Below are 23686 nucleotides of genomic sequence, written 5' to 3'. Positions count from 1 at the left end.
AAACGCAATCGATCCGACGTCACCATTGGGGCGGTTGCCAGCTTGGGTATTTCTTTTGAAATTCACTATAAAGAGCGTCGACCTCGACTTTGCTGACCGGACGCATCTGCTCATAGAGATAGCCGTCGACCCCCTCGGAGAGTTGATAAGAGGCCAGGCGCCTGTATGCGGCGCCAATGCCCCTGCCTTCGAGGATATATTGGTTTGGCATCGTGACGCAGATCTGCGCGCCCTGCTGCAGGTGGGTAACGGGCGGGTCGGTAACGACTATAAATTTAGATTTCAATGCTTTCGGCCCGAATTCATCACGGCTGTCCACTTGACAAGTCGGCTCCAGGTGTGAGGACAAACCAGGGTTCATTCCAAGCAACAGCCAATCGTTCATGACCGAACCTGAAGCAAACACCGCAAAACGATCATCGGGTTCCATCTTGGCGAGAAGGTCATCAGCGAGCCGCTTATATTCAGGCAGATTGTCGAGGTGAAGAGGAAGCGTGGCTTCCCTGGCGTACACGTAGCTGATCGGCGACAGCAGTTGTCGACCGCTCGGCAAGAAGGTGCCCAAGAACGCCAGTCCAGCGGCAACGGCTATACTAGCTGCCGTCCATCGCGCCCTCAGCGTTGACCCCGAAACGATCGCGACGATTGCCTGAGCATAGGCAGGAAAAAGCCAAAGAAATATAGGCATCGAATGATGGCGATCCGGATCCTGCGTCCGGGTAAACAGAAAAAAGGTGAGCGCCGAGGCAACGGCACAGAACAAAGAGAAGCGGTTGCCGCGTACAACAGAGAAATAAAGGCCCACCAGGATCAATAGCCAGTTTGCATAGCTGAGCCTGGATCCAATTTGCTCGAGTTGGGAGAGGAAATTCGTCTTGTATCCGGCGTAGAGCTCGCCGTAGTTGGTCCCCAAAATCTCGAGGATCAGGGGCAGCTGGAAAATCCATGCCGCTCCGGCAACAACGAGAACCGCACACAAGCCTCCCAACACGGCTTTCCAGAGGGCCGGAAAGTCCCGGTTCATTGCGATCCGCGGTAAAAAAAAGAATGCCGCGGAAATTGCGACCGCCACGGCGGAATACGCATACCAGCGGCGCAGCATGAACGCCAACCACAGATATCCACCGACCCGTACTCCGCTGGCCACCGGCTCCTGCGTGAGGAATTTTGATTTCCAAATGAAATAGGTTGCCGCGACTAGCGCCAAGGAACCGGCAATGTCCGGCATCCCGCGAAGTGTCGCCGCCCAAAATGGTGTGTAGAGAACGGCCGCAACCCAAACGGCAAACCAGCTTCGTGGCGAACGCTTCGCGGGGACCGCCTCGAGATAGCTTATTCTACCTATGAAGAGAGCAGTCGGAACCAGGTAAACCGCAACAACCGCAGCGATGTATGAAAATCTCGAGCCGCCGAAGACCGTGTAGAATGGCATCAGCGGCGCCAAAATCGCCACACTGTAACTGTCCTTCTGGATAGATGCCCGCAATTGGCGCAGCCACTGGACGGGATTCTCAACCAGGAAATCACCCTGCTGGTTAAACACCTTGAAATAGGCGTCATAATCCCAATAATAGACTGGATCTTCCAGACCTATGTATATTGCTACAAAAGCAACGCACAGCAATGCTGTGCATATATAAAGCCCGCCCCAAAGCCAACCGCTCCTGAGATTTTCCACTTGGGTCACCGAAGCGAAATTGCGAAACCGACCAATCCGAGCCAAGATATTTGCCGCCGCTAATGTACAACAAAAAACCGCTTGCAGATTACGAAGCATCAGATTCGCGCAACAACGACAAGCTACATACTTCAGCGCATTTCGGTTGTGAGCGATCACAGCGATTGGCAAGGCACGCCACGCGCATATGGAGAAGGCCGTGGCCTGCGCTCGGATGGGGTCGCTTGAGCAGCATTGAAATGCAATCGATACAAGGTGACTACTCAGGCGCGGTCCAATGCGGATATTTCTTCTTGAACTCGCTGTAGAGGGCGTCGATTTCCACTTTGCTGACCGGGCGCATCCGCTCGTAGAGGTAGCCGGCAACACCGCCGGACAGCTGATATGCCGCAATGCGCTTATAGGCAGCACCGATGCCTTTTCCTTCGAATATATATTGGTTCGGCATCGTGACGCACAGTTGCGCGCCCCATTGCAAATGAGTAACCGGTCGGTCGGTGACGACCGCATACCTTGATTTCAATGCTTCCGGTACGAACTGGTCGCGACTATCCACCTGGCAAGACCACCCGACGTAAGGGAGAAGGTTTCGGTCCATGCCAAAAAGCAGCGAGTCGCTCAGGACCGAGCCCGACGCAAAGACGGAAAACCGATCCTCTGGTCCCATTTTGCTTGTAAGATCGGCAATAAGCCGTCTGTATTCGGGAAGATTGTCGAGATGCAGGGGGAGTGTGGCTTCCTTGGCAAAAACGACGCTGACCGGCGACAGCAGCTGACGACCTATCGGAAAAAAGGTGCCCAAAAAAGCGAGTCCAGCGGCAACGGCAATGACGGCGGTTGACCATCGCGCTCTCAGCGCCGACACCGAAACGATTGCAACGATCGCTTGGCCATAGGCGGGAAAGAGCCAAAGAAACATCGGCATCGAATGGTGCCGTTCCGGATCCTGCGTTCGGGTGAAAAGGAAAAACGTGAGTACCGAGGCGACAGCGCAGAACAAGACAAACCTGTTGCCTCGCGCAACGGATAAGCAAAGGCCCACCAGCACCAAGAGCCAATTCAGGCAACTGAGCCTGGAGGCCATTTCGCCAAGTTGGGTGACGAGATCCGTCCTGTACCCGCTGTAAAGATCGCCATAGCTGGTTCCCAGAATCCTGGCGATCAGCGGAAGCTGAAAATTCCACGCGCTTCCCAGGATGACGGCGAGCGCGCACATGCCCCCCAACATGGCTTTCCGCAGCGCAGGGAAATCCCGATCCTTGGCAACCTGCAACAGACAAAAGAAAGCCGCGGAAATAGCGACCCCCATCACGCTATAGGCGTACCAGCGGCGCAGCATGAACGCCAACCACAGGCACGCGCCGGCGCTCATTGCGCTGATCACAGGTTCACGGGTCAGGAACTTCGACTTCCAAAGAATCCAGGTCCCCGCGGCAAGCGCGAAACAACCGGCAATGTCCGGCAGCCCACGAAGCGTTGCCGCCCAGAACGGCGTGTAGAGAAAGACCGCGATCCAGACGGCAAACCAGCCTCGGGACGGAGACGTCGCGGAGACCGCTTCAACGTAGCTCATTCTTGCTATGACAAGAATCGTCGGGACAAAATAGACTGCGACTATTGAGGCCATATAGGAAAGTCGTGAGCCGCCAAACACCAGGTAAAACGGCATCAGAGGCACCAAAATCGCCGCACTGTAGTCGTCCCTTTCGATGGAGATGCCTACATGACTCAGCCATTCCAGAGGGCTCTTGACCAGGAGCGCGCCCTCCCGGTTGAACGTGTTGAAATAGGCGGCGAAGTCCCAATAGTAGACGGATTCTTCGAGGTTTATGTAGACGACGCAGACAGCAACACCCAGCAATGCGGTGGCTATGTAGGTTGCCGTCCAGAATCCGAAGACCTTGTCGCTTGTCACCTGAGGCCGCCAAGAGAGGGAGAGATAAGAACCGTTGCGATCAAACGGGAAAGCGCTGGCACAGCCAAGAGCCATTCCGGCAAATGCGCACCCCATGAGAATCACAGGATGAATATTGAGCTCGAAACGGATGTATACTTGAACAAGCGGACGCCGCAAGCGTGGAGCGCGCCTTTCCAGGAGGTCCGCCGGACATCAGCGCCCTGCAATGAATGGCCGAACTCACACCTGCAGGCGTCAGAACGCTGCCGGTATCCCCGGCAGCGTTGACGAATTTCGGCTCAGGTCGTTCCAATCTTCTTCGGTTTGGTCGAGCCAATCATCTTCCAGTTCTTGTAGAACATCGAGTTGATGCGCTCGACGCTCACCGAGACGACCGCAAGCATGCCAGCGATCAGGCGGGGCACCGGGGACGGCCTGATAATATCCATGAACACGCAGTAGCGGCGGCCATCATACTCGTTGACCGAACGATGCAGCAGCGTGTCGTCGAAAATGAACTGCGGATTGTCGTACCAGTAGTTCTTGACGTTGCCGCATTCGACGAAAATCTCCGCTTTCACCGGGATCAGATTGTAGAGGATACGCAGGCTGAGCCGCAGCGGCCCGAAATGCCAGGAGGTCGATTCGCGCTTGCTGAAGACGGAAACGGCAATCGTCTTGATATATTTGAAGTCCTTGTTGAATTCCTCGACGTTGTCGATCCTGTGCTTGCCGTACCACTGGTAGACATACATGCCGCGCCGGCCGGCGCCGAAATTGGCGTCGATGTCGGCGATGATCTCATCCTTGCGCGCCTTGAAGACATCAAGGACCTCATTGACCTCACGCTGATAGTCGGCGGGAAACTGCTCCAGCTTCCACACGCCCGGATTTCTGTAGCACAGGAGATCGACCAGCAGGTTGAAGGGGGACAGCAGCCAGGTGAAGAGCCCGTTGCCCAGGAAGTAGCCGCTGAACAGCGCCAAATCCTTCCTATCGTTGCGCAACACGTCGATCAGACCACAGACGATGAAGATCGTCGTTAGGATCGGGATGAAATAGAAGCCAAGGGCGAGAAGAGGGATGGCAATGGCGAATTTGCGAAGGGATTTGCGAAGGGTTTTTGTCATTTTTCCACGCGCGAAGCGCGATCCTGTTGCGAATGAGGTGCCCAATAATGGCAACGGCCACCGCCCGACCGTGCGCCTTGATAAGGTTTTTTGGATCACCGCACAACGGCCATGGTATCTGGCCGGGCTGGGTGCGGCCTTGTCGAAACCTCAAATGGCAGTGACGTCAGGATGGCGACCGACACGCGCTCCTCCTCTGGCCGGCTCGGGCGCTTCGGCGATGGTATCAACATGACGCTAGCGGCGAGCAGCCCATGCAGGAGAACCGAAGCGGACGACCAGGGCGAGGCCGCGTTTTGCGCCGATAGGGCCACCGGGCTCCGCAAGCCCGGCTATTCCCGCTCTTTGCGCAGCTTTGCCCAGTAGTCGAGCCGCTTCCTGATGTCGCGCTCGAAACCACGCTCGGGCGGATCGTAGAAGGTCTGGCGGCCCATCTTTTCCGGAAAATAATCCTGGCCTGAAAAGGCATCTGGCTCATCATGGTCGTAGCGGTAGCCGGCGCCGTAATCCTCTTCCTTCATCAGCTTGGTCGGCGCGTTGAGAATATGCTTCGGCGGCAGTAGCGAGCCATGTTCCTTAGCGGCCCGCATGGCAGCCTTGAAGGCAGTGTAAACGGCATTGGATTTGGGCGCGGTGGCGAGATAGACGGTGGCCTCGGCAAAGGCGAGTTCCCCCTCCGGAGAGCCGAGATAGTCGTAGGCATCCTTGGCCGCGTTGGCGACGACCAGGGCCTGCGGATCGGCCAGCCCGATGTCCTCCATCGCCATGCGAACCAGCCGGCGGCCTAGATAGAGCGGATCCTCCCCGGCATCGAACATGCGCGCGAGATAGTAGAGGGCGGCATCGGGATCCGAGCCGCGCACCGACTTGTGCAGCGCCGAGATCAGGTTGTAATGGCCATCCTGGCCCTTGTCGTAAATCGGCGCACGGCGCTGGACGATTCGCTGCAGCCCTTCGGGATCGAATATCTCGCCAGGTTTGGCCGCGCGCCAGACCTCTTCTGCCAGTGTCAGCGATGCGCGTCCGTCGCCATCGCTCATACGAATGAGCATCGTGCGCGCTTCATCACCAAGCGGCAGCGCCCTGCCCTCCGCCTCCTCCGCCCGCGTCATCAGCTTGGCGATGCTGTCCTCACCCAGCGAATGAAAGACCATGACCNCTGCCCTCCGCCTCCTCCGCCCGCGTCATCAGCTTGGCGATGCTGTCCTCACCCAGCGAATGAAAGACCATGACCCGCGCGCGCGACAACAAGGCCGCGTTGAGTTCGAAGGACGGGTTTTCTGTGGTGGCGCCCACCAGCACGACCGTCCCATCCTCCATGACGGGGAGGAATGAATCCTGCTGGGCGCGGTTGAAGCGATGTATCTCGTCGACGAAAAGCAAGGTCTGGCGGCCGTTGGCACGGCGCAGCTTGGCCGCCTCGAACACTTTCTTCAGGTCGGCGACACCGGAAAAGACCGCCGATATCTGCTCGAAGGCAAGGCTGGTCTCGCCCGCAAGCAGCCTCGCCACCGTGGTCTTGCCGGTGCCTGGCGGCCCCCAGAAGATCATCGATCCCAGCGAGCCGGAGCCGATCAGCCGGGTCAGCGCGCCATCGGGCCCCGTCAGATGTTCCTGGCCAACGACCTCGCCGAGATTTTTCGGACGCAACCTGTCGGCCAGCGGCCGTCCGGGCGGCACCTTTTCCGGTTCGTCAACGCTGAACAGATCGGCCATGCACTTCCTCAGAGCAATTCCAGGAAAAGTGTGAAGCGATTTTCCGTCCGGGATTGCGTCAAAACTTCCGTCCGGGATTGCGTCAAAACAAGGATATAGAGCAGGTCGGCGTTTTGGTGAAACACCGACCTGCTCCAAGTTTGGAGCGCGATCCCTTCAGGGTCGAACTCAGTAACGCAAAACCTGGCGCAGTATCTGCCCGCCGCGCTCGACGGTAAAGCGCCACCAGCGCGTATCCTGCTGGGCGACCTGCACCAGCACCGCGGCGGTGTCGATGGTGGTGCCGTTGACCTCGCGCACGATGTCGCCTGGCTGAAAGCCGAAATCGGCGGCCGGCGAATCGCGATTGATATCGATCACCGTCACGCCCTTGAGATCGGTGCGCAAGCCAAGCTTCTGGGCAAGCCGCGGCGACAGTTCCGAAACCTTCGCGCCCGAGAACGGGCTGCGGCCATGCAGCGTCACTTCCGAGGCTTTCGCCCCCGCCGGCGCGCGCTCCAGCGCAATGTCCATCGCCGCTTGCTGACCCTTGGTCAGGATCGCGAAATTCGCCTTGGTGCCGATCGACAGCGTCGCCATGCGGTAGTCGAGCGCCTCGATGCTCTCGACCGGCTTGCCATTGATCTGCAGCACGACATCGCCCGGCTTCAATCCTGCCTTGCCGGCGGGACCCGTCACGTCGACGGAGGAGACCAGCGCGCCGGTCGGCTTTTCCATGCCCAGCGATTCGGCGATCTGCGGCGTCACCGCTTCGAATTCGGCGCCGATATAGGGCCGTTCGAAGAAATCGAGACCGGCCTTGGCGGCATCGGCGAAAGCCCGCACCATGTTGGCGGGGATGGCGAACCCGATGCCGATCGAGCCGCCGCTGCGGCTGTAGATGGCGGTGTTGATGCCGATCAGCTGGCCGCCCATGTTGATCAGCGCGCCGCCAGAATTGCCGGGGTTGATGGCGGCGTCTGTCTGGATGAAATAACCCGAATCCGAAACGCCGATATGGCTGCGGGCAAGCGCGGAAACGATGCCGCTGGTTGTGGTCTGGCCAACACCGAACGGGTTGCCGATGGCCAGCACCAGGTCACCGACCTCGAGCGCGTCGGAATCCCCGATGGCGATGACCGGGAACGGCTTGTCGGACTCGATCTTGAGCACGGCGAGATCGAGCGTCTCGTCCTTCAGCATCACCTTGCTGGTGAATTCGCGGCCGTCGGCGGTCGCCACCTTGACCTCATCGGCATCCTTGATGACGTGGAAATTGGTCACGATGACACCGCTCGGATCGACGAGCACGCCCGAGCCGAGCGAAGACTGCGCACGCGGCTGGGCACGGCCGAAGAATTCCTCGAAGAATGGATCGCCTTCGAAAGGCGATGTCACCTTGGCGGTCTGCGAGGCATAGACGTTGACCACCGCGGGTGCCGTCTGCTTGACCAGCGGCGCGAATGAAAGCTGGACCTCCTCCCGGCCGAAAGGCACGCGCTTGTCCGGACCTGAAGTGGCATTCTCGCCTTCGACGCCATGCAGCAAGTCCGTCAACACGTCGGAGAGGCCTGGATCGGCGGGCTTGGCAGCGTCTTCGGCCAGCGCCTGCCGAACTGCCGGTGTGGCTGCGAACACCATGAAGGCGCAGAGCAGAACAAAGGACAGTCTTTTGGCGCGCATTACGAATCCTCCAAGCGAGTTCGGGCGCATTGTCCCAACGAATGTGCAAAATGAAAGGCTAAGCCGCTGAAATCCGATTATTTTCGCGGCAGTCAATCGTTTTGGGCACNCAGAGCAGAACAAAGGACAGTCTTTTGGCGCGCATTACGAATCCTCCAAGCGAGTTCGGGCGCATTGTCCCGACGAATGTGCAAAATGAAAGGCTAAGCCGCTGAAATCCGATTATTTTCGCGGCAGTCAATCGTTTTGGGCACGCCTTGGCGCACGCCGTTATGAAAAAGGGGCCCGCAGGCCCCTCTAATTCACTCCGAAAAGGCGAAGCCTTATGCGGCTGCGACTTCGTCCGTGCCTTCGGCTTCGATGCGGGCGCGATCGCCGGCGCCCTTGGCCGAGGTGTCGCGATCGACGAACTCGATGACCGCCATCGCGGCATTGTCGCCGTGACGGAAGCCGGCCTTCATGATGCGCAGATAGCCGCCGTTGCGGGTGGCATAGCGCGGGGCGATGGTGTCGAACAGGCGCTTGACGACGCCTTCATTGCCGATCTGCGCGATCACCTGGCGGCGCGCGTGCAGGTCGCCGCGCTTGCCGAGGGTCACCAGCTTCTCAACGATCGGACGCAGGTCTTTCGCCTTCGGCAAGGTGGTGACGATCTGCTCGTGCTCGAGCAGCGACACCGCCAGGTTGGCGAACATCGACTTGCGGTGGCTAATGCTGCGGGCGAAGCGGCGGCCTTTAAAACCGTGGCGCATGGCTCTTTTCCTTCTTCAGTTGTTCAAGAGGCCACGGCCTCCGAGGGTTTTCCGCATGACCGTCGGATCGAGCGGCTCACGCCGCTGATCCTTGGAATTCATGCTCAATACTGGTCTTCGTAACGCTTGGCGAGGTCTTCGATGTTTTCCGGCGGCCAGTCCGGCACTTCCATGCCGAGGTGCAGACCCATCGCCGCCAGCACTTCCTTGATCTCGTTCAGCGACTTGCGGCCGAAGTTCGGGGTGCGCAGCATCTCGGCTTCGGTCTTCTGGATGAGATCGCCGATATAGACGATGTTGTCGTTCTTCAGGCAGTTGGCCGAACGCACCGAAAGCTCGAGTTCGTCGACCTTCTTGAGCAGCGCCGGGTTGAAGGCGAGCTCGGTGACGGCTTCGGCGGCGACTTCCTTCTGCGGCTCGTCGAAGTTGACGAACAGGCCAAGCTGGTCCTGCAGGATGCGGGCGGCGAAAGCCACCGCGTCCTCGCCCGAGATCGAACCGTCGGTCTCGATGGTCATGGTCAGCTTGTCATAGTCGAGAACCTGGCCCTCGCGGGTGTTCTCGACCTTGTAGGAGACCTTCTTCACCGGCGAATAGAGGCTGTCGACCGGGATCAGCCCAATCGGCGCGTCCTCGGCGCGGTTGCGCTCGGCAGGCACGTAGCCCTTGCCGGTATCGACGGTGAATTCCATGCGGATTTCAGCGCCTTCGTCCAGCGTGCAGATGACGTGGTCGGGATTGAGGATCTCCACGTCGCCAACCGTCTGGATGTCGCCGGCAAGAACCGCACCCGGGCCCTGCTTGCGAACGACCATGCGCTTGGGGCCATCGCCCTCCATGCGGATGGCGATTTCCTTGATGTTCAGGACGATGTCGGTCACGTCCTCGCGCACGCCGGCGATGGACGAGAATTCGTGCAGAACACCGTCGATCTGCACGGCGGTGACGGCCGCCCCGCGAAGCGAAGACAGAAGCACGCGGCGCAGCGCGTTGCCAAGCGTCAGGCCAAAGCCACGCTCGAGCGGCTCAGCGACCAGCGTGGTCAGCGTCTTCTTCTTCGACGAGAACTCGATCTTGTTCGGCTTGATCAGTTCCTGCCAATTTTTCTGGATCATGATGCTTTCCTTCCGTTGACCCGCCACCATCCAATCGTGGCGGGCGACCTGGAATACCGCGGAGGAACGCCCTTGGGCGCTCACGCGGCGTTCGATAAATTGCTTAGACGCGGCGCTTCTTGCGCGGGCGGCAGCCATTGTGCGGGATCGGCGTCACATCACGGATCGAGGTGATGGTGAAGCCGGCCGCCTGCAGGGCGCGCAACGCCGACTCACGACCGGAGCCCGGTCCGCAGACCTCGACTTCGAGCATGCGCATGCCGTGTTCCTGGGCCTTCTTGGCAACGTCCTCGGCAGCCATCTGGGCGGCGAACGGGGTCGACTTGCGCGAGCCCTTGAAGCCCTGGGCACCGGCCGACGACCAGGCAATCGAATTGCCCTGCGCGTCGGTGATGGTGATCATCGTGTTGTTGAAGGTCGAATTGACGTGGGCAACGCCCGACGAAATGTTCTTGCGTTCGCGACGGCGAACACGAGCGGCTTCCTTGGCCATGATAGTCCTTTCAGTTGATCTCTACACCGCCGTAATGCCAGCGGCTCCACCTGGAAAAGTGAGAAGTGAATTAGTGAGTAGTGACAGTGCAGGCGTCAACGCCGCAATTCACTACCCGCCACCAGCTACTCAGTCTCTTACTTCTTCTTGCCGGCGATCGACTTGGCCGGGCCCTTGCGGGTACGTGCGTTGGTGTGCGTGCGCTGGCCGCGAACCGGCAGCGAGCGGCGGTGACGCAGGCCGCGATAGCAGCCAAGGTCCATGAGCCGCTTGATGTTCATCGACACTTCGCGACGCAGGTCGCCTTCGACCTGGTAGTCGCGGTCGATGGTCTCGCGGATCTGCAGCACTTCCGCATCGGTCAGCTGGTTGACGCGACGCTCGGCCGGGATGCCGACCTTGTCGACGATCTCCTGGGCGAACTTCTTGCCAATGCCGTGAATGTACTGAAGCGCGATGACGACGCGCTTGTTGGTCGGAATGTTGACGCCGGCTATACGAGCCATGTTCTTCTCTTCTCCATGTGGGCCGGACAAGCCGGCATTATTCAGATTGCCCCGCGTCCGGTGGAGGCCGGCCCTTGCGGGAGTTTCCAGTTCAAAGCGACTGCCCTGCCCTTGCGGACAGGCAAAGCGCGCATCTGATAGGAAGACGGGCCGCCATACCGCAGCAAGCCATGTCCGTCAAGCTTAATCTTTAAATTCCCTTACCGCGCCTTCTCGGCCGCGGCGAGCACGGCTTCAATCTCGGCGGTTACCGCGTCGATACTGGCCATACCGTCGACAGTCTTGAGCTTGCCTTTGGCGTAATAGTAGCCGGTCAGCGGAGCGGTCTTCTTGTAGTACTCCCGCAGGCGCTCCTCGAACACGGCGGGATTGTCGTCCTTGCGAACCGGCTGGCCGGCGGCCTTTGCATCATCGGCGCGCTTGACGATTCGACCAACCAGGGCCTTGTCGTCGACAACCAGTTCAATGACGGTGTCGAGACCAATGCCACGCTCTGAAAGCATCGATTCAACCGCATCGGCCTGCACCAGCGTGCGCGGATAGCCGTCGAGGATAAAACCCTTGGCGCAGTCAGCCTGATCGATACGCTCGGCGACGATGGCGTTGACGATGGCGTCGGACACCAGCTCGCCGGCATCCATCACCGCCTTGGCACGCTTTCCGACCTCGGTACCGGCCTGAACGGCGGCACGCAGCATATCACCCGTCGAGAGCTGCGGTATGCCGTGTTTTCCTACCAGTCTTTGTGCTTGTGTCCCCTTGCCCGCTCCTGGCGGCCCAAGCAAAATCAACCTCATCTGGCTTTCTTCCCCCCGCGCAGCTTCGACTTCTTGATCAGGCCTTCATACTGGTGCGCGATCAGGTGACCCTGAATCTGCGCAACCGTATCGAGCGTGACACTGACCACGATCAGAAGCGATGTGCCACCGAGGTAGAATGGTACGCCAGTCGCCGAGATCAGGAACTCCGGCAACAGGCACACCAGCACCAGATAGATGGCGCCGACGACAGTGATGCGGGTGAGAACGTAGTCGATGTAATCGGCGGTGCGCTCGCCCGGACGGTAGCCCGGGATGAAGCCCGAATGCTTCTTGAGCTGGTCGGCGGTGTCCTTCGGGTTGAACACGATCGCTGTGTAGAAGAAGGCGAAGAACACGATCATGGCCGCATAGAATGCCATGTAGAGCGGCTGGCCGTGGCCAAGCGAGGCCAGGATGGTGCTGGCCCAGGCCGGCATGTTGGTCGTCTGCGAGAAGCCGGCGACGGTGGCCGGCAGCAGAAGCAGCGACGACGCGAAGATCGGCGGGATGACGCCCGAGGTGTTGAGCTTAAGCGGCAGATGCGAGGTGTCGCCCTGGAACATGCGATTACCGACCTGGCGCTTCGGATACTGGATCAGCAGGCGGCGCTGGGCGCGCTCGAAGAACACGATAAGCGCGATGACGACGATGGCCAGCACGATGATCGCCAGGATCAGGCCGGTCGACAGGGCGCCGGTACGGCCGAGCTCCAGTGTGCCGGAAATGGCATGCGGCAAGCCAGCGACGATGCCGGAGAAGATGATCAGCGAAATGCCGTTGCCGATGCCGCGCGCGGTGATCTGCTCGCCCAGCCACATCAGGAACATGGTGCCGCCGACCAGCGTGACGACGGTGGAGATGCGGAAGAACATGCCGGGATCGCTGACGATGCCGTTGCCGTTCTCCAGTCCCACCGAAATGCCATAGGCCTGCACCAGCGCCAGAAGCACGGTGCCGTAGCGCGTGTACTGGTTGATGACCTTGCGGCCCTGCTCGCCTTCCTTCTTCAGCGCTTCCAGCGAGGGAATGACCGAGGTCATCAGCTGCATGATGATGGAAGCGGAGATGTAGGGCATGATGCCGAGTGCAAAGATCGCCATACGCTGCACGGCACCGCCGGCGAACATGTTGAACATGCCGAGCACGCCCTTGCTCTGCGAGGAGAAGGCCTGGGCGAAAGCGTCGGGATTGATGCCGGGAAGCGGGATGTAGGTACCGAGGCGATATACGAGCAACGCGCCGATGGTGAACCAGATGCGTTTCTTAAGGTCCTCCGCCTTGGCGAAGGCCGAGAAATTCAGATTCGAGGCTAGTTGTTCAGCAGCCGAAGCCATGCCTGATTCTCCGCTTGGTAACGCTTGATGGCCCGTGAGGTCAGGCGGTGCGTTTCACCGAAGCTCACGAGATAAGCTCCGGGCTGTAAACATGCAAGCGGCCGCGTCGACGCGGCCGCTAAATTGAGCAGGTCAAAGCGCGATCGGAAGCAAAAACGGATACCACTCTTGCCGCCCGCGCTTCAAATTGCCGTTACTCGGCGGCTGCCTTTTCCGGCAGCTTGACCGAACCGCCGGCCTTTTCGATCTTCTCGATCGCGGCCTTGGAGGCGCCGGCGACGTCGAAGGCGAGTTTGGCCTTGAGTTCGCCATCGGACAGCACGCGCACGCCATCCTTGACGCGACGGATGACACCGGCGGCGACAAGCGCCTCGGCCGTCACGGTCGCCTTGACGTCAAGCTTCTTGGCATCGACGGCTTCCTGGATACGGGCCAGCGAGACAACGGTGAAGCTCTTGGCGAAGATGTTGTTGAAGCCACGCTTCGGCAGGCGCCTGTAGAGAGGCATCTGGCCACCCTCGAAGCCGTTGACGGCGACGCCGGAGCGCGCCTTCTGGCCCTTGACGCCGCGACCGGCGGTCTTGCCGGAGCCGGAGCCGATGCCGCGGCCGAGACGCTTCTTGGAGTGCGTCGCGCCGTCCTTGTCACGGAGATCATTGAGTTTCATCTGGGTTCTCCTGCGCTCTTGCTCAGCCCTCGTCCACGACGCGGACGAGATGCTGGACGGCAGCGATCATGCCGCGCACGGAAGGCGTATCTTCCAGTGTGCGCTGCTTGTGCATCTTGTTGAGGCCGAGGCCGACCAGCGTTGCGCGCTGTTCTTTCGGGCGGCGGATCGGCGAACCGATCTGCTCAACGGTGATGGTCTTGGTTGCTTTCTTGGCCATGGTCAAAATCCCTGGTCAGATCGACTATTCTTCAGCCGCAACGGCGGTGCCGCGGCGGGCCTGAAGGGTCGAATACTTGATGCCACGCGCGGCAGCCACATCCTTGGGATGCATCTGGCTCTTCAGCGCGTCGAAGGTGGCGCGAACCATGTTGTACGGGTTCGACGAACCCATCGACTTGGCAACCACATCGTGCATGCCCAGCGTCTCGAAGACGGCGCGCATCGGGCCGCCGGCGATGATGCCGGTACCCTGCTTGGCAGCGCGCAGCAAAACGCGGCCAGCGCCCCAACGTCCCTCAACGTCGTGGTGCAGCGTCCGGCCCGAGCGCAACGGCACGAAGATCATGTCGCGCTTTGCGGATTCAGTTGCCTTGCGGATAGCTTCCGGCACTTCGCGCGCCTTGCCGTGACCAAAGCCAACGCGGCCCTTCTGGTCGCCGACGACGACGAGTGCGGCAAAACCAAAGCGACGGCCGCCCTTGACGACCTTGGCGACGCGGTTGATGTGGACAAGCTTGTCAACCATCCCGTCATCGCGTTCTTCACGATCGCGGCCGCGGCCGCCATCCCTACGTTCCTGTGCCATATCCTGTTCCTTGTTCTTTTCCGGAAGCACGGGTTGCTGATTGCCGGCGCCGCTTTGGGTCGCCGACGGTGAAAGTTATTTCTTCCTTTGCATGATCTTATCCGAAAAGTCTGGAACTTTCGGAGGTCATGCTTAGAAGCTGAGACCGCCTTCGCGGGCCGCTTCAGCCAGTGCCTTGACGCGGCCGTGATAGATGTAGGCGCCGCGATCGAAGACGACTTCCTTGACGCCGGCCTTGGTGGCGCGCTCTGCAATCAGCTTGCCGATCGCAGCGGCGGCAGCAGTGTCAGCGCCGGTCTTGAGCGAACCCTTGAGGTCCTTCTCGAGCGTCGACGCGGCGGCGATGGTGTGGCCCTTGGCGTCGTCGATGACCTGGACGTAGATGTTCTTCGACGTGCGATGAACCGACAGACGCGGACGCTCGCCGGCGACTTTCTTGATCTGACGGCGCACGCGCTGCGCTCGGCGCTGGATGGATTCCTTGATAGCCATGATAGTTCCTTGCCTTCAAAAAACGGGGGCCGCCATATGCGGTAGGCGAAGCGCCTCCCGCGACCGCTCCCCGCGGCGTTAACTTCCGTGGCTTGGTCCCTGTCCGAAAAGTCTGCAACTTTTCAGGGCCAAGCCGATTACTTCTTCTTGCCTTCCTTGCGGACGATCTTCTCGCCAGCGTAGCGGACGCCCTTGCCCTTGTAGGGCTCGGGACCGCGGTATTCGCGGATCTCCGCCGCGACCTGGCCGACCTGCTGCTTGTCGATGCCGGCCACGGTGATTTCAGTCGGCTTCGGCACGGTGATCGTGATGCCGGCCGGCGTCTCGTAGACGACATCATGGCTGAAGCCAAGGGCTAGTTGCAGGTTCTTGCCCTGCAAGGCGGCGCGATAGCCGACGCCGGTGATCTCGAGCTTCTTCTCGAAACCGTCCTTCACGCCCTGCAGGATGTTGACGATCTGCGTGCGCGACATGCCCCACTTGGAGCGGGCGGTCTTGGTCTGGTCGCGCGGCTGGACAGCGATTTCGCTGCCTTCCATCTTGACCAGGACTTCGTCGTTCACCACGAACTTCAGCTCGCCCTTGGGGCCCTTCGCCGTCACGGTCTGGCCATTGACGGTCGCGGTCACGCCCTGCGGCAGCGAAACGGGTTTCTTTCCAATACGAGACATCAGGTTGTCCTCGTCACTTCTCTTGTTTCAGGTCTCTGTCTTCGGGAACGATCCGAAGACCGAATTCCACGTGCGGTAAGCTGCCGGATCAGAAGATCTGGCAGAGGATCTCGCCGCCGACGTTCTGTTCGCGTGCTTCATGGTCGGCCATCACGCCCTTCGGTGTCGAAAGGATGGCAATGCCGAGGCCGTTGGCCACGTGCGGGATCGACTTGGCCGAGACGTAAACGCGGCGGCCGGGCTTCGATACGCGGGCGATTTCGCGCACCACCGGGGCACCGTCGAAATACTTCAGCTCGATTTCGATCTCGGACTTGCCGTTATCGAAGTCGGTCTGGCTGTAGTCGCGGATATACCCTTCAGCCTTCAGCACGTCGAGGACGCGGGTGCGCAGACGCGAGGCCGGCGTCGAGACACTCGACTTCTTGCGGCCATAGGCGTTGCGGATGCGGGTCAGCATATCGCCGAGAGGATCGCTCAATGACATATTATGTCCTCCTTACCAGCTCGACTTGACCAGGCCCGGGATCTGGCCGTTATTGCCGAGATCCCGAAGCGCGATGCGCGATACTTTGAGCTTGCGATAGTAGGCGCGCGGGCGGCCGGTGACTTCGCAGCGGTTGCGGATGCGGATTTTGGCCGAGTTGCGCGGCATGGCGGCAAGCTTGAGCTGAGCGCGGAAGCGCTCTTCCATCGGCTTGGATTGATCCATGATGATCGCTTTGAGCGCAGCGCGCTTGGGACCGTACTGGTCTGCAAGCTTGCGGCGCCTGTTGTTCTTCTCGACTGAGCTGGTCTTTGCCATTTCAGATTTTTCCTTTTCTCGCTGCCGTTACTGGCGGAAGGGGAAGTTGAAGGCCTTGAGCAAAGCCCTGGCTTCGTCGTCCGTCTTCGCAGTCGTACAAACGATGACGTCCATGCCCCAGATCTGATCAACCTTGTCGTAATTGATCTCCGGGAACACGATGTGCTCCTTGATGCCCATGGCGTAGTTGCCACGGCCATCGAAGCTCTTGGGGTTCAGTCCGCGGAAGTCGCGGACGCGCGGCAGCGCGATGTTCACGAGGCGGTCGAGGAACTCGTACATGCGTTCCTTGCGCAGCGTGACCTTGGCACCGATTGGCATCTTCTCGCGAACCTTGAAGCCCGCGATCGAATTGCGGGCGCGGGTGACGACGGCCTTCTGGCCGGCAATCATCGCCAGGTCCTCGGCCGCGACCGAAGGTTTCTTCGAATCGGCGGTCGCTTCGCCCACACCCATGTTCAGCACGATCTTGTCGAGGCGCGGAACCTGCATCTCGTTGTCGTAGCCGAACTGCTCCTGCAGCGCCTTGCGGATGGTCTCGTTGTAGACCTGCTTGAGGCGCGGCGTGTTGTTGGCAGTCGCCTGCTTGGTTTGAGCCTTAGCCATTGATGACTTCTCCCGAGCGCTTGGCGACGCGCACCTTCTTGCCGTCCTTCTGGAAGATGAAACCGACGCGGGTCGGCTTGCCATCCTTCGGGTCGGCCAGCGCGATGTTCGACAGCTGGATCGGCGCTTCCTTGGTGATGATCCCGCCCTCTTGGGACTGGGACTGCTTCTGGTGACGACGGATCATGTTGACGCCGCGCACCAGCGCGGTGTCATCCTTCGGCTGAACCGAGAGGACTTCGCCCGAACGGCCCTTGTCCTTGCCGGCCAGCACGACGACCTTGTCGCCTTTTCTAATCTTTTGCATTGGTCCGGCTCCTTACAGCACTTCAGGCGCGAGCGAGATGATCTTCATGTGGTTTTTGGCGCGAAGTTCGCGCGGAACCGGTCCGAAGATACGCGTGCCGATCGGCTCTTTTTTGTTGTCGACGAGAACGGCCGCGTTCTTGTCGAAACGGATCACGCTGCCGTCCGGGCGGCGGATGTCCTTGGCCGTGCGAACCACGACCGCCTTCATCACATCGCCCTTCTTAACGCGGCCGCGCGGAATGGCTTCCTTGATCGACACCACGATGATGTCGCCCACGGAAGCGTATTTCCGCTTCGAGCCGCCCAGCACCTTGATGCACATGACACGACGCGCGCCGGAATTATCCGCCACGTCGAGGTTTGTTTGCATCTGAATCATGACTGGCCGCCTTCTTCTTTTCTAACGGGATGGGCTCGAAGCCCCTCCCCGGTCTGTCCAAAATTCGTTTGTTTACGCCTGATCCGAGGATACGACGATCCAGCGCTTGTCCTTGGAAATCGGCTTCGATTCCTGGATGAACACCTGATCGCCAACCTTGTGGGCGTTGTTCTCGTCGTGCGCCTTGTACTTCTTGGTCATGCGCACGGTCTTCTTCATCACGGGATGCGTGAAGCGCCGTTCGACCTTGACGACAACCGTCTTCTCGTTCTTGTCGCTGACGACGGTGCCCTGCAGAATGCGCTTTGGCATGGTTTTCGTCCTTAAGCCTTCTTGGCCGCGGACTTTTCCGCAGCGATGGTCTTGATACGCGCAATGTCCTTGCGGACCTGCCTCACGCGCGCGGTCTTCTCGAGCTGGCCGGTGGCCTTCTGGAAGCGCAGGTTGAACTGCTCCTTCTTCAGGCTGGCCAAGTCGTCGGTCAGTTGGTCCTGGGTCTTGGTCCGGATGTCTTCGGCTTTCATGATCAGCCCGTCCTTATTCTGCGATGCGCTGTACGAAGCGCGTCCTGACCGAGAGCTTGGCCGCGCCGAGACGCAGCGCCTCACGGGCGGTTTCTTCATTGACGCCGTCGATCTCGAACATGATGCGGCCCGGCTTGACGCGCGCCGCCCAGTAATCGACCGCGCCCTTGCCCTTGCCCATGCGGACTTCGGTCGGCTTCGACGTGACCGGCACGTCCGGGAAAATGCGGATCCAGACGCGGCCGGCACGCTTCATTTCGCGAGTGATCGCGCGGCGGGCCGCCTCGATCTCACGCGCGGTGACGCGGTTCGGCTCAAGCGCCTTCAGCCCGAAACCACCGAAATCCAGGTTGGTGCCGCCCTTTGCGGTACCATGGATACGGCCCTTGAACTGCTTGCGGAACTTTGTGCGCTTTGGCTGCAGCATCGTTCTAACTCCAAATTCCTAAATGTCTCAGGCGTTTTCGCGACGACGACCGCGTTCGCGATCACCACCACCGCCATGCGCGGCATCACCCTCGGTCGCGCGACGTTCCGAAGCCATCGGATCGTGCTCGAGGATCTCGCCCTTGAATACCCAGACCTTGACGCCGCAGATGCCATACGCCGTGTTCGCCTCGGCCGTGCCGTAGTCGACATCGGCGCGCAGCGTGTGCAGCGGCACGCGACCTTCACGGTACCATTCCATGCGCGCGATCTCGGCGCCGCCAAGACGGCCGGCGCAGTTGATGCGGATGCCTTCGGCACCGAGGCGCATGGCCGACTGAACGGCACGCTTCATGGCGCGGCGGAACGCGATACGGCGCTCGAGCTGCTGGGCGATCGACTGGGCGACCAGGGTCGCGTCGATCTCCGGCTTGCGCACTTCAACGATGTTGAGGTGCGTCTCGGACTTCGTCATCTCCATCAGCTTCTTGCGAAGCTTCTCGATGTCGGCGCCCTTCTTGCCGATGATCAGACCCGGACGCGCGGCATGGATGGTGACGCGGCACTTCTTGTGCGGACGCTCGATCACGACCTTCGAGATCGCGGCCTGNCTTCGTCATCTCCATCAGCTTCTTGCGAAGCTTCTCGATGTCGGCGCCCTTCTTGCCGATGATCAGACCCGGGCGCGCGGCATGGATGGTGACGCGGCACTTCTTGTGCGGACGCTCGATCACGACCTTCGAGATCGCGGCCTGCTTGAGTTCCTTCTCAAGATACTTGCGGATCTTGATGTCCTCATGCAGCAGCTTGCCGTACTCGCCGGTGTTCGCGAACCAGCGCGAATCCCAGGTGCGGTTGATGCCGAGGCGAAGACCGATCGGATTGACTTTCTGGCCCATTATGCGGCCTCCCCTTTTTCTTCGACTTCACGAACGACGATCGTGAGGTGCGAGAACGGCTTCTCGATACGGCTGGCGCGACCACGGCCACGAGCGTGGAACCGCTTCATGACGATCGACTTGCCGACATAGGCTTCCGCCACTACCAGCGCATCGACATCAAGGTCGTGGTTGTTTTCCGCGTTGGCGATTGCCGATTCCAGCGTCTTCTTGACCGTGCCGGAAATCCGCTTGGCCGAGAATTCGAGATCGGAAAGCGCTGTCGCGACCTTCTTGCCGCGGATCAGCGCGGCAACCAGGTTCAGCTTCTGCGGGCTGATACGGATCGTGCGCAACACGGCGCGCGCTTCGTTGTCAGCAAGCCTGCGCGGAGCTTTGGCCTTGCCCATGATTATTTCCTCTTCGCCTTCTTATCCGCGCCGTGACCGTAATAGGTCCGGGTCGGAGCGAATTCACCGAACTTGTGACCGACCATGTCCTCGTTCACCGAAACGGGAACATGCTTCTGGCCGTTGTAGACACCGAAGGTGAGGCCGACGAACTGCGGCAGGATGGTGGAGCGACGGCTCCACATCTTGATCACCTCATTGCGACCGCCTTCACGAACCTTGTCCACCTTCTTGAGAAGGTAGCCGTCGATGAAGGGGCCTTTCCAAATAGAACGAGTCACTTGGCGTTACCTCTTCTTAGCTCTTGCGCTGATGGCGCGAGCGCAGGATGAACTTGTCGGTCGCCNGGTCGCCTTGTTGGACCGCGTCTTCTTGCCCTTGGTCGGCTTGCCCCACGGACTGACCGGATGACGGCCACCGGAGGTGCGGCCTTCACCACCGCCATGCGGGTGGTCGACCGGGTTCATGGTCACGCCGCGATTGTGCGGGCGCTTGCCACGCCAAACCGTGCGGCCGGCCTTGCCGTCGTTGATGTTGCCGTGGTCCGGATTGGACACGGCACCGACGGTGGCCATGCAGGAGCCGTGAACGACACGCTGCTCGCCCGAGTTGAGGCGCAGGATCGCCATACCCTGGTCACGGCCGACCAACTGGCCGTAACCACCTGCCGACCGGGCGACCTGGGCGCCCTTGCCCGGCTTCAGCTCGATGTTGTGGACGATGGTGCCGACCGGCATCGAGGCCAGCGGCATCGCATTGCCCGGCTTCACGTCGACCGCTTCGCCAGCCACGATCTTGTCGCCAGGAGCCAGACGCTGCGGAGCGATGATGTAGGACAGCTCACCATCATCATACTTGATCAGTGCGATGAAGGCGGTGCGGTTCGGATCGTATTCAATGCGCTCGACCGTGCCGACAACGTCGAACTTGCGACGCTTGAAGTCGATCATGCGGTACGAACGCTTGTGGCCACCACCGATGAAGCGGGCGGTGATACGGCCGTGGTTGTTGCGGCCGCCCGACTTGGTCAGACCCTCGGTCAGGCCCTTGACGGGCTTGCCCTTATAGAGGCCCGAGCGGTCGACGATGACCAGCTGGCGGGTGCTCGGCGTTACCGGGTTGAATTTTTTCAGTGCCATTGTTGTTGTCCTCGCGGCCTTGCTCAGAGACCCGTCGCGACGTCGATCGACTGGCCGTCGGCCAGCGTCACGATCGCCTTCTTGACGTCGCTCTGGCGGCCGATCGTGCCGCGGAAGCGCTTGATCTTGCCCTTGCGGACAAGCGTGTTCACGGCCATCACCTTGACGCCGAACAGCGCTTCGACGGCGGCCTTGATTTCGGGCTTCGACGCCTTCTTGGCGACGTTGAAGACGACCTGGTTCTGCTCGGAGGCCATGGTCGACTTTTCAGTGATCGCCGGCGAGACGATCACGTCGTAGTGACGAAGGTCGGTCATTTAAAGCGCTCCTCGAGAGCCTCGACGGCGGCCTTCGAAAGGACCAGCGTGCCGCGGCGCAGAATGTCGTAGACGTTGATGCCCTGGATGGGCAGCACGTCGATGTTGGGGATGTTGGTGGCTGCCAGCTTGAAGTTCTTGTCAAGCTCGGCCCCGCCAATCACCAGGGCGTTGGTCAGGCCCAGTGTCGCGAAATTCGCGATCAGCGCCTTGGTCTTGGCCTCGGTCAGCTTCAGCTCGTCGATGATGATGATCGACGCGCTCTTGGCCTTGGCCGAAAGGGCATGCTTGAGGCCAAGCGCACGAACCTTCTTGGGCAGTTCATGCTCATGGCTGCGAACGACCGGGCCGTGGGCCTTGCCGCCGCCGCGGAACTGCGGAGCGCGTGCCGAGTGGTGACGGGCGCGGCCCGTACCCTTCTGCTTGTACATCTTGGCACCGGTGCGCGCGATTTCGGCGCGGCCCTTGGCCTTGTGCGTGCCCTGCTGCTTCTTGGCAAGCTGCCAGCGCACGACGCGCTGCAGAATGTCCTCGCGGGGATCAAGGCCGAAAATTCCGTCGGAAAGTTCCACCTTGCCGGCGTCTTTGCCGCCGAGCGTTGTGATCTTGAGATCCATTATTCCGCTCCCTCTGTGGCCGGAGCCTCGTTCTTAGCAGCTGCCTCAACGGCGCGGATCGCGGCGGGCTTCGGCGCATTGGCCGGCAGAGCCACTTTGGCCGCGTCGCGGACCAGGATCCAGGCGCCCTTCGATCCGGGAACCGCGCCGCGGATCAGGATCAGGCCGCGGTCGGCATCGGTCGAAACGACCTCGACATTCTGCGTGGTGACCCTGACGTCGCCCATGTGACCAGCCATATGCTTGCCCTTGAACACCTTGCCCGGGTCCTGGCGCTGACCGGTCGAACCGTGTGTACGGTGCGAGACCGAGTTACCGTGGGTCGCGCGGCCACCACCCATGTGGTGGCGTTTGATGACGCCCTGGAAACCCTTGCCGATCGTCGTGCCCGTCACATCGACCTTCTGGCCGGCGACAAAATGGTCGACGGTGATCTCGGCGCCGACGTCGATCATGTTGTCGGCGGAGACGCGGAACTCAGCGACCTTCGCCTTCGGCTCGACGGAGGCGGTCGCGAAATGGCCGCGCATCGCCTTCGACGTGTTCTTCACCTTGGCGAGGCCAACGCCGAGCTGAACGGCGGTGTAGCCATTCTTCTCCTGCGTGCGCTGTGCCACGACCTGGCAGTTCTCCATCTGGAGAACGGTGACGGGAACATGTTCCCCGGCATCATTATAGATGCGGGTCATTCCCACCTTCTTTGCAATCACACCTGAACGCATCGGTTCAATTCCTTTAGAGTTCCGGGCCAGGGGCACCGCCCCTTACCGCGCTCTCATTCCCTTAGAGCTTGATCTCGACGTCGACGCCGGCGGCCAGATCGAGCTTCATCAAAGCATCGACCGTCTGCGGGGTCGGATCGACGATGTCGAGCAGACGCTTGTGCGTGCGCATCTCGAACTGCTCGCGGCTCTTCTTGTCGACGTGGGGCGACCGGTTGACCGTGAACTTTTCGATCCGCGTCGGCAGCGGAATGGGGCCGCGGACGTTTGCCCCGGTGCGCTTGGCCGTCGACACGATTTCCTTCGTCGAGGCGTCGAGCACGCGGTGATCAAACGCCTTCAGGCGGATGCGGATATTCTGTCCGTTCATGCGTCACTTCCTTGTTCTGGCGCGGCGCGGGCAACTCCGGCGCCCGCGACAGATCGGTTTAAGTCCAAATTACTCTTTGATGGTGACGACGATGCCGGCACCGACGGTGCGGCCGCCTTCACGGATGGCGAAGCGCAGCTTCTCTTCCATGGCGATCGGCACGATCANACGACGATGCCGGCACCGACGGTGCGGCCGCCTTCACGGATGGCGAAGCGCAGCTTCTCTTCCATGGCGATCGGCACGATCAGCTCGACATCGACCGTGATGTTGTCGCCGGGCATCACCATCTCGGTGCCTTCCGGCAGCGACACGATGCCGGTCACGTCGGTCGTGCGGAAGTAGAACTGCGGACGGTAGTTGGTGAAGAACGGCGTATGACGGCCGCCTTCGTCCTTGGTCAGGATGTAGGCTTCGGCCACGAACTTCTTGTGCGGCTTCACCGTGCCCGGCTTGGCCANTT

The 23686-nt window shown here is 60.6% G+C and carries 29 protein-coding genes and 5 pseudogenes; all 34 read right to left on the bottom strand.

From position 1 onward, the window contains the following. Positions 1 to 19: 19 nt before the first annotated feature. Positions 20 to 1777: a hypothetical protein gene (locus tag X742_RS148565; RefSeq protein ID WP_245273953.1), complete on the bottom strand. Its 1758-nt coding sequence runs from the start codon at positions 1775 to 1777 to the stop codon at positions 20 to 22. Positions 1778 to 1937: 160 nt separating this feature from the next. Beyond that, a complete protein-coding gene (locus X742_RS148570; RefSeq protein WP_245273952.1) occupies positions 1938 to 3752 on the bottom strand; it encodes a hypothetical protein in 1815 nt (604 codons plus the stop codon). Between the two features lie 122 nt (positions 3753 to 3874). Beyond that, positions 3875 to 4705 (bottom strand): aspartyl/asparaginyl beta-hydroxylase domain-containing protein, encoded by an 831-nt coding sequence (locus tag X742_RS148575; RefSeq protein ID WP_023773634.1) that lies wholly within the window; start codon positions 4703 to 4705, stop codon positions 3875 to 3877. Between the two features lie 332 nt (positions 4706 to 5037). Then, a pseudogene (locus tag X742_RS01000000170365) lies at positions 5038 to 6421 on the bottom strand (replication-associated recombination protein A). A gap of 168 nt (positions 6422 to 6589) precedes the next feature. After that, positions 6590 to 8083, bottom strand: coding sequence for a DegQ family serine endoprotease (locus tag X742_RS148580; protein WP_023773633.1), 1494 nt, complete (start codon positions 8081 to 8083; stop codon positions 6590 to 6592). Positions 8084 to 8406: 323 nt separating this feature from the next. Further along, entirely contained in the window at positions 8407 to 8835 is a 429-nt protein-coding gene (rplQ, locus tag X742_RS148585; RefSeq protein WP_023773632.1) for a 50S ribosomal protein L17, read from the bottom strand. 104 nt (positions 8836 to 8939) lie between these two features. Next, positions 8940 to 9950: a DNA-directed RNA polymerase subunit alpha gene (locus X742_RS148590; RefSeq protein ID WP_006205443.1), complete on the bottom strand. Its 1011-nt coding sequence runs from the start codon at positions 9948 to 9950 to the stop codon at positions 8940 to 8942. A 103-nt stretch (positions 9951 to 10053) separates the two neighbouring features. After that, positions 10054 to 10443: a 30S ribosomal protein S11 gene (rpsK, locus tag X742_RS148595; RefSeq protein WP_006205444.1), complete on the bottom strand. Its 390-nt coding sequence runs from the start codon at positions 10441 to 10443 to the stop codon at positions 10054 to 10056. 137 nt (positions 10444 to 10580) lie between these two features. Next, a complete protein-coding gene (rpsM, locus tag X742_RS148600) occupies positions 10581 to 10949 on the bottom strand; it encodes a 30S ribosomal protein S13 (protein ID WP_006205445.1) in 369 nt (122 codons plus the stop codon). Positions 10950 to 11149: 200 nt separating this feature from the next. Next, positions 11150 to 11746: an adenylate kinase gene (locus X742_RS148605; RefSeq protein ID WP_023773631.1), complete on the bottom strand. Its 597-nt coding sequence runs from the start codon at positions 11744 to 11746 to the stop codon at positions 11150 to 11152. Then, positions 11743 to 13083, bottom strand: a complete 1341-nt coding sequence (gene secY, locus X742_RS148610; protein WP_015317976.1) for a preprotein translocase subunit SecY — start codon at positions 13081 to 13083, stop codon at positions 11743 to 11745. The genes X742_RS148605 and secY overlap by 4 nt, the downstream gene beginning before the upstream one ends. Positions 13084 to 13276: 193 nt before the next feature. Further along, the gene (gene rplO, locus X742_RS148615; protein WP_015317977.1) at positions 13277 to 13750 is read right to left on the bottom strand and encodes a 50S ribosomal protein L15; all 474 of its coding nucleotides are present in this window, start codon (positions 13748 to 13750) and stop codon (positions 13277 to 13279) included. Positions 13751 to 13772: 22 nt separating this feature from the next. Then, positions 13773 to 13970, bottom strand: a complete 198-nt coding sequence (rpmD, locus tag X742_RS148620; protein ID WP_006205449.1) for a 50S ribosomal protein L30 — start codon at positions 13968 to 13970, stop codon at positions 13773 to 13775. A 24-nt stretch (positions 13971 to 13994) separates the two neighbouring features. After that, the gene (rpsE, locus tag X742_RS148625; RefSeq protein WP_006333394.1) at positions 13995 to 14558 is read right to left on the bottom strand and encodes a 30S ribosomal protein S5; all 564 of its coding nucleotides are present in this window, start codon (positions 14556 to 14558) and stop codon (positions 13995 to 13997) included. 132 nt (positions 14559 to 14690) lie between these two features. Next, entirely contained in the window at positions 14691 to 15050 is a 360-nt protein-coding gene (gene rplR, locus X742_RS148630; protein ID WP_015317978.1) for a 50S ribosomal protein L18, read from the bottom strand. 137 nt (positions 15051 to 15187) lie between these two features. Beyond that, positions 15188 to 15721, bottom strand: coding sequence for a 50S ribosomal protein L6 (gene rplF / locus X742_RS148635; protein WP_013895694.1), 534 nt, complete (start codon positions 15719 to 15721; stop codon positions 15188 to 15190). Between the two features lie 88 nt (positions 15722 to 15809). After that, on the bottom strand, positions 15810 to 16208 hold the full coding sequence (gene rpsH / locus X742_RS148640) for a 30S ribosomal protein S8 (protein ID WP_006205453.1): 399 nt from the start codon (positions 16206 to 16208) through the stop codon (positions 15810 to 15812). Positions 16209 to 16220: 12 nt separating this feature from the next. Next, on the bottom strand, positions 16221 to 16526 hold the full coding sequence (rpsN, locus tag X742_RS148645; RefSeq protein ID WP_013895695.1) for a 30S ribosomal protein S14: 306 nt from the start codon (positions 16524 to 16526) through the stop codon (positions 16221 to 16223). A 27-nt stretch (positions 16527 to 16553) separates the two neighbouring features. Further along, a complete protein-coding gene (gene rplE, locus X742_RS148650) occupies positions 16554 to 17132 on the bottom strand; it encodes a 50S ribosomal protein L5 (RefSeq protein ID WP_023773630.1) in 579 nt (192 codons plus the stop codon). Next, positions 17125 to 17439 (bottom strand): 50S ribosomal protein L24, encoded by a 315-nt coding sequence (gene rplX / locus X742_RS148655; RefSeq protein WP_006205456.1) that lies wholly within the window; start codon positions 17437 to 17439, stop codon positions 17125 to 17127. The genes rplE and rplX overlap by 8 nt, the downstream gene beginning before the upstream one ends. A gap of 12 nt (positions 17440 to 17451) precedes the next feature. Continuing rightward, complete coding sequence (gene rplN, locus X742_RS148660; RefSeq protein WP_006205457.1) at positions 17452 to 17820, bottom strand: 50S ribosomal protein L14; 369 nt, start codon at positions 17818 to 17820, stop codon at positions 17452 to 17454. 72 nt (positions 17821 to 17892) lie between these two features. Further along, on the bottom strand, positions 17893 to 18132 hold the full coding sequence (gene rpsQ, locus X742_RS148665; protein WP_010909280.1) for a 30S ribosomal protein S17: 240 nt from the start codon (positions 18130 to 18132) through the stop codon (positions 17893 to 17895). An 11-nt stretch (positions 18133 to 18143) separates the two neighbouring features. Then, on the bottom strand, positions 18144 to 18344 hold the full coding sequence (gene rpmC, locus X742_RS148670; RefSeq protein ID WP_006205459.1) for a 50S ribosomal protein L29: 201 nt from the start codon (positions 18342 to 18344) through the stop codon (positions 18144 to 18146). A gap of 13 nt (positions 18345 to 18357) precedes the next feature. Beyond that, on the bottom strand, positions 18358 to 18771 hold the full coding sequence (rplP, locus tag X742_RS148675; protein ID WP_006205460.1) for a 50S ribosomal protein L16: 414 nt from the start codon (positions 18769 to 18771) through the stop codon (positions 18358 to 18360). Positions 18772 to 18801: 30 nt separating this feature from the next. Continuing rightward, positions 18802 to 19669 (bottom strand): annotated as a pseudogene (rpsC, locus tag X742_RS0137620) (30S ribosomal protein S3); the annotation flags it as partial. Next, positions 19669 to 20058, bottom strand: a complete 390-nt coding sequence (gene rplV / locus X742_RS148680) for a 50S ribosomal protein L22 (RefSeq protein WP_010909277.1) — start codon at positions 20056 to 20058, stop codon at positions 19669 to 19671. The gene rplV and the pseudogene rpsC, both read right to left, overlap by 1 nt. 2 nt (positions 20059 to 20060) lie before the next feature. Beyond that, entirely contained in the window at positions 20061 to 20339 is a 279-nt protein-coding gene (gene rpsS, locus X742_RS148685) for a 30S ribosomal protein S19 (RefSeq protein ID WP_015317982.1), read from the bottom strand. A gap of 16 nt (positions 20340 to 20355) precedes the next feature. Continuing rightward, positions 20356 to 21197, bottom strand: a pseudogene (gene rplB, locus X742_RS01000000170360) (50S ribosomal protein L2). Between the two features lie 23 nt (positions 21198 to 21220). Beyond that, the gene (locus X742_RS148690; protein ID WP_010909275.1) at positions 21221 to 21514 is read right to left on the bottom strand and encodes a 50S ribosomal protein L23; all 294 of its coding nucleotides are present in this window, start codon (positions 21512 to 21514) and stop codon (positions 21221 to 21223) included. Continuing rightward, positions 21511 to 22131: a 50S ribosomal protein L4 gene (gene rplD, locus X742_RS148695; protein ID WP_015317984.1), complete on the bottom strand. Its 621-nt coding sequence runs from the start codon at positions 22129 to 22131 to the stop codon at positions 21511 to 21513. The genes X742_RS148690 and rplD overlap by 4 nt, the downstream gene beginning before the upstream one ends. Continuing rightward, positions 22131 to 22853, bottom strand: coding sequence for a 50S ribosomal protein L3 (rplC, locus tag X742_RS148700; RefSeq protein WP_023773629.1), 723 nt, complete (start codon positions 22851 to 22853; stop codon positions 22131 to 22133). Before rplC ends, rplD begins: the two co-directional genes overlap by 1 nt. Before the next feature lie 61 nt (positions 22854 to 22914). Next, complete coding sequence (gene rpsJ / locus X742_RS148705; RefSeq protein ID WP_010909272.1) at positions 22915 to 23223, bottom strand: 30S ribosomal protein S10; 309 nt, start codon at positions 23221 to 23223, stop codon at positions 22915 to 22917. Between the two features lie 69 nt (positions 23224 to 23292). Further along, positions 23293 to 23388: pseudogene (locus X742_RS1000000176570) on the bottom strand (elongation factor Tu); the annotation flags it as partial. Beyond that, positions 23388 to 23686 (bottom strand): annotated as a pseudogene (gene tuf, locus X742_RS1000000172800) (elongation factor Tu); the annotation flags it as partial. The pseudogenes tuf and X742_RS1000000176570, both read right to left, overlap by 1 nt.

Origin of the sequence: Mesorhizobium sp. LNHC229A00 (assembly GCF_000502415.1) — a bacterium.
GTDB lineage: Bacteria > Pseudomonadota > Alphaproteobacteria > Rhizobiales > Rhizobiaceae > Mesorhizobium.
This window is presented reverse-complemented; position numbering and strand designations above follow the sequence as displayed.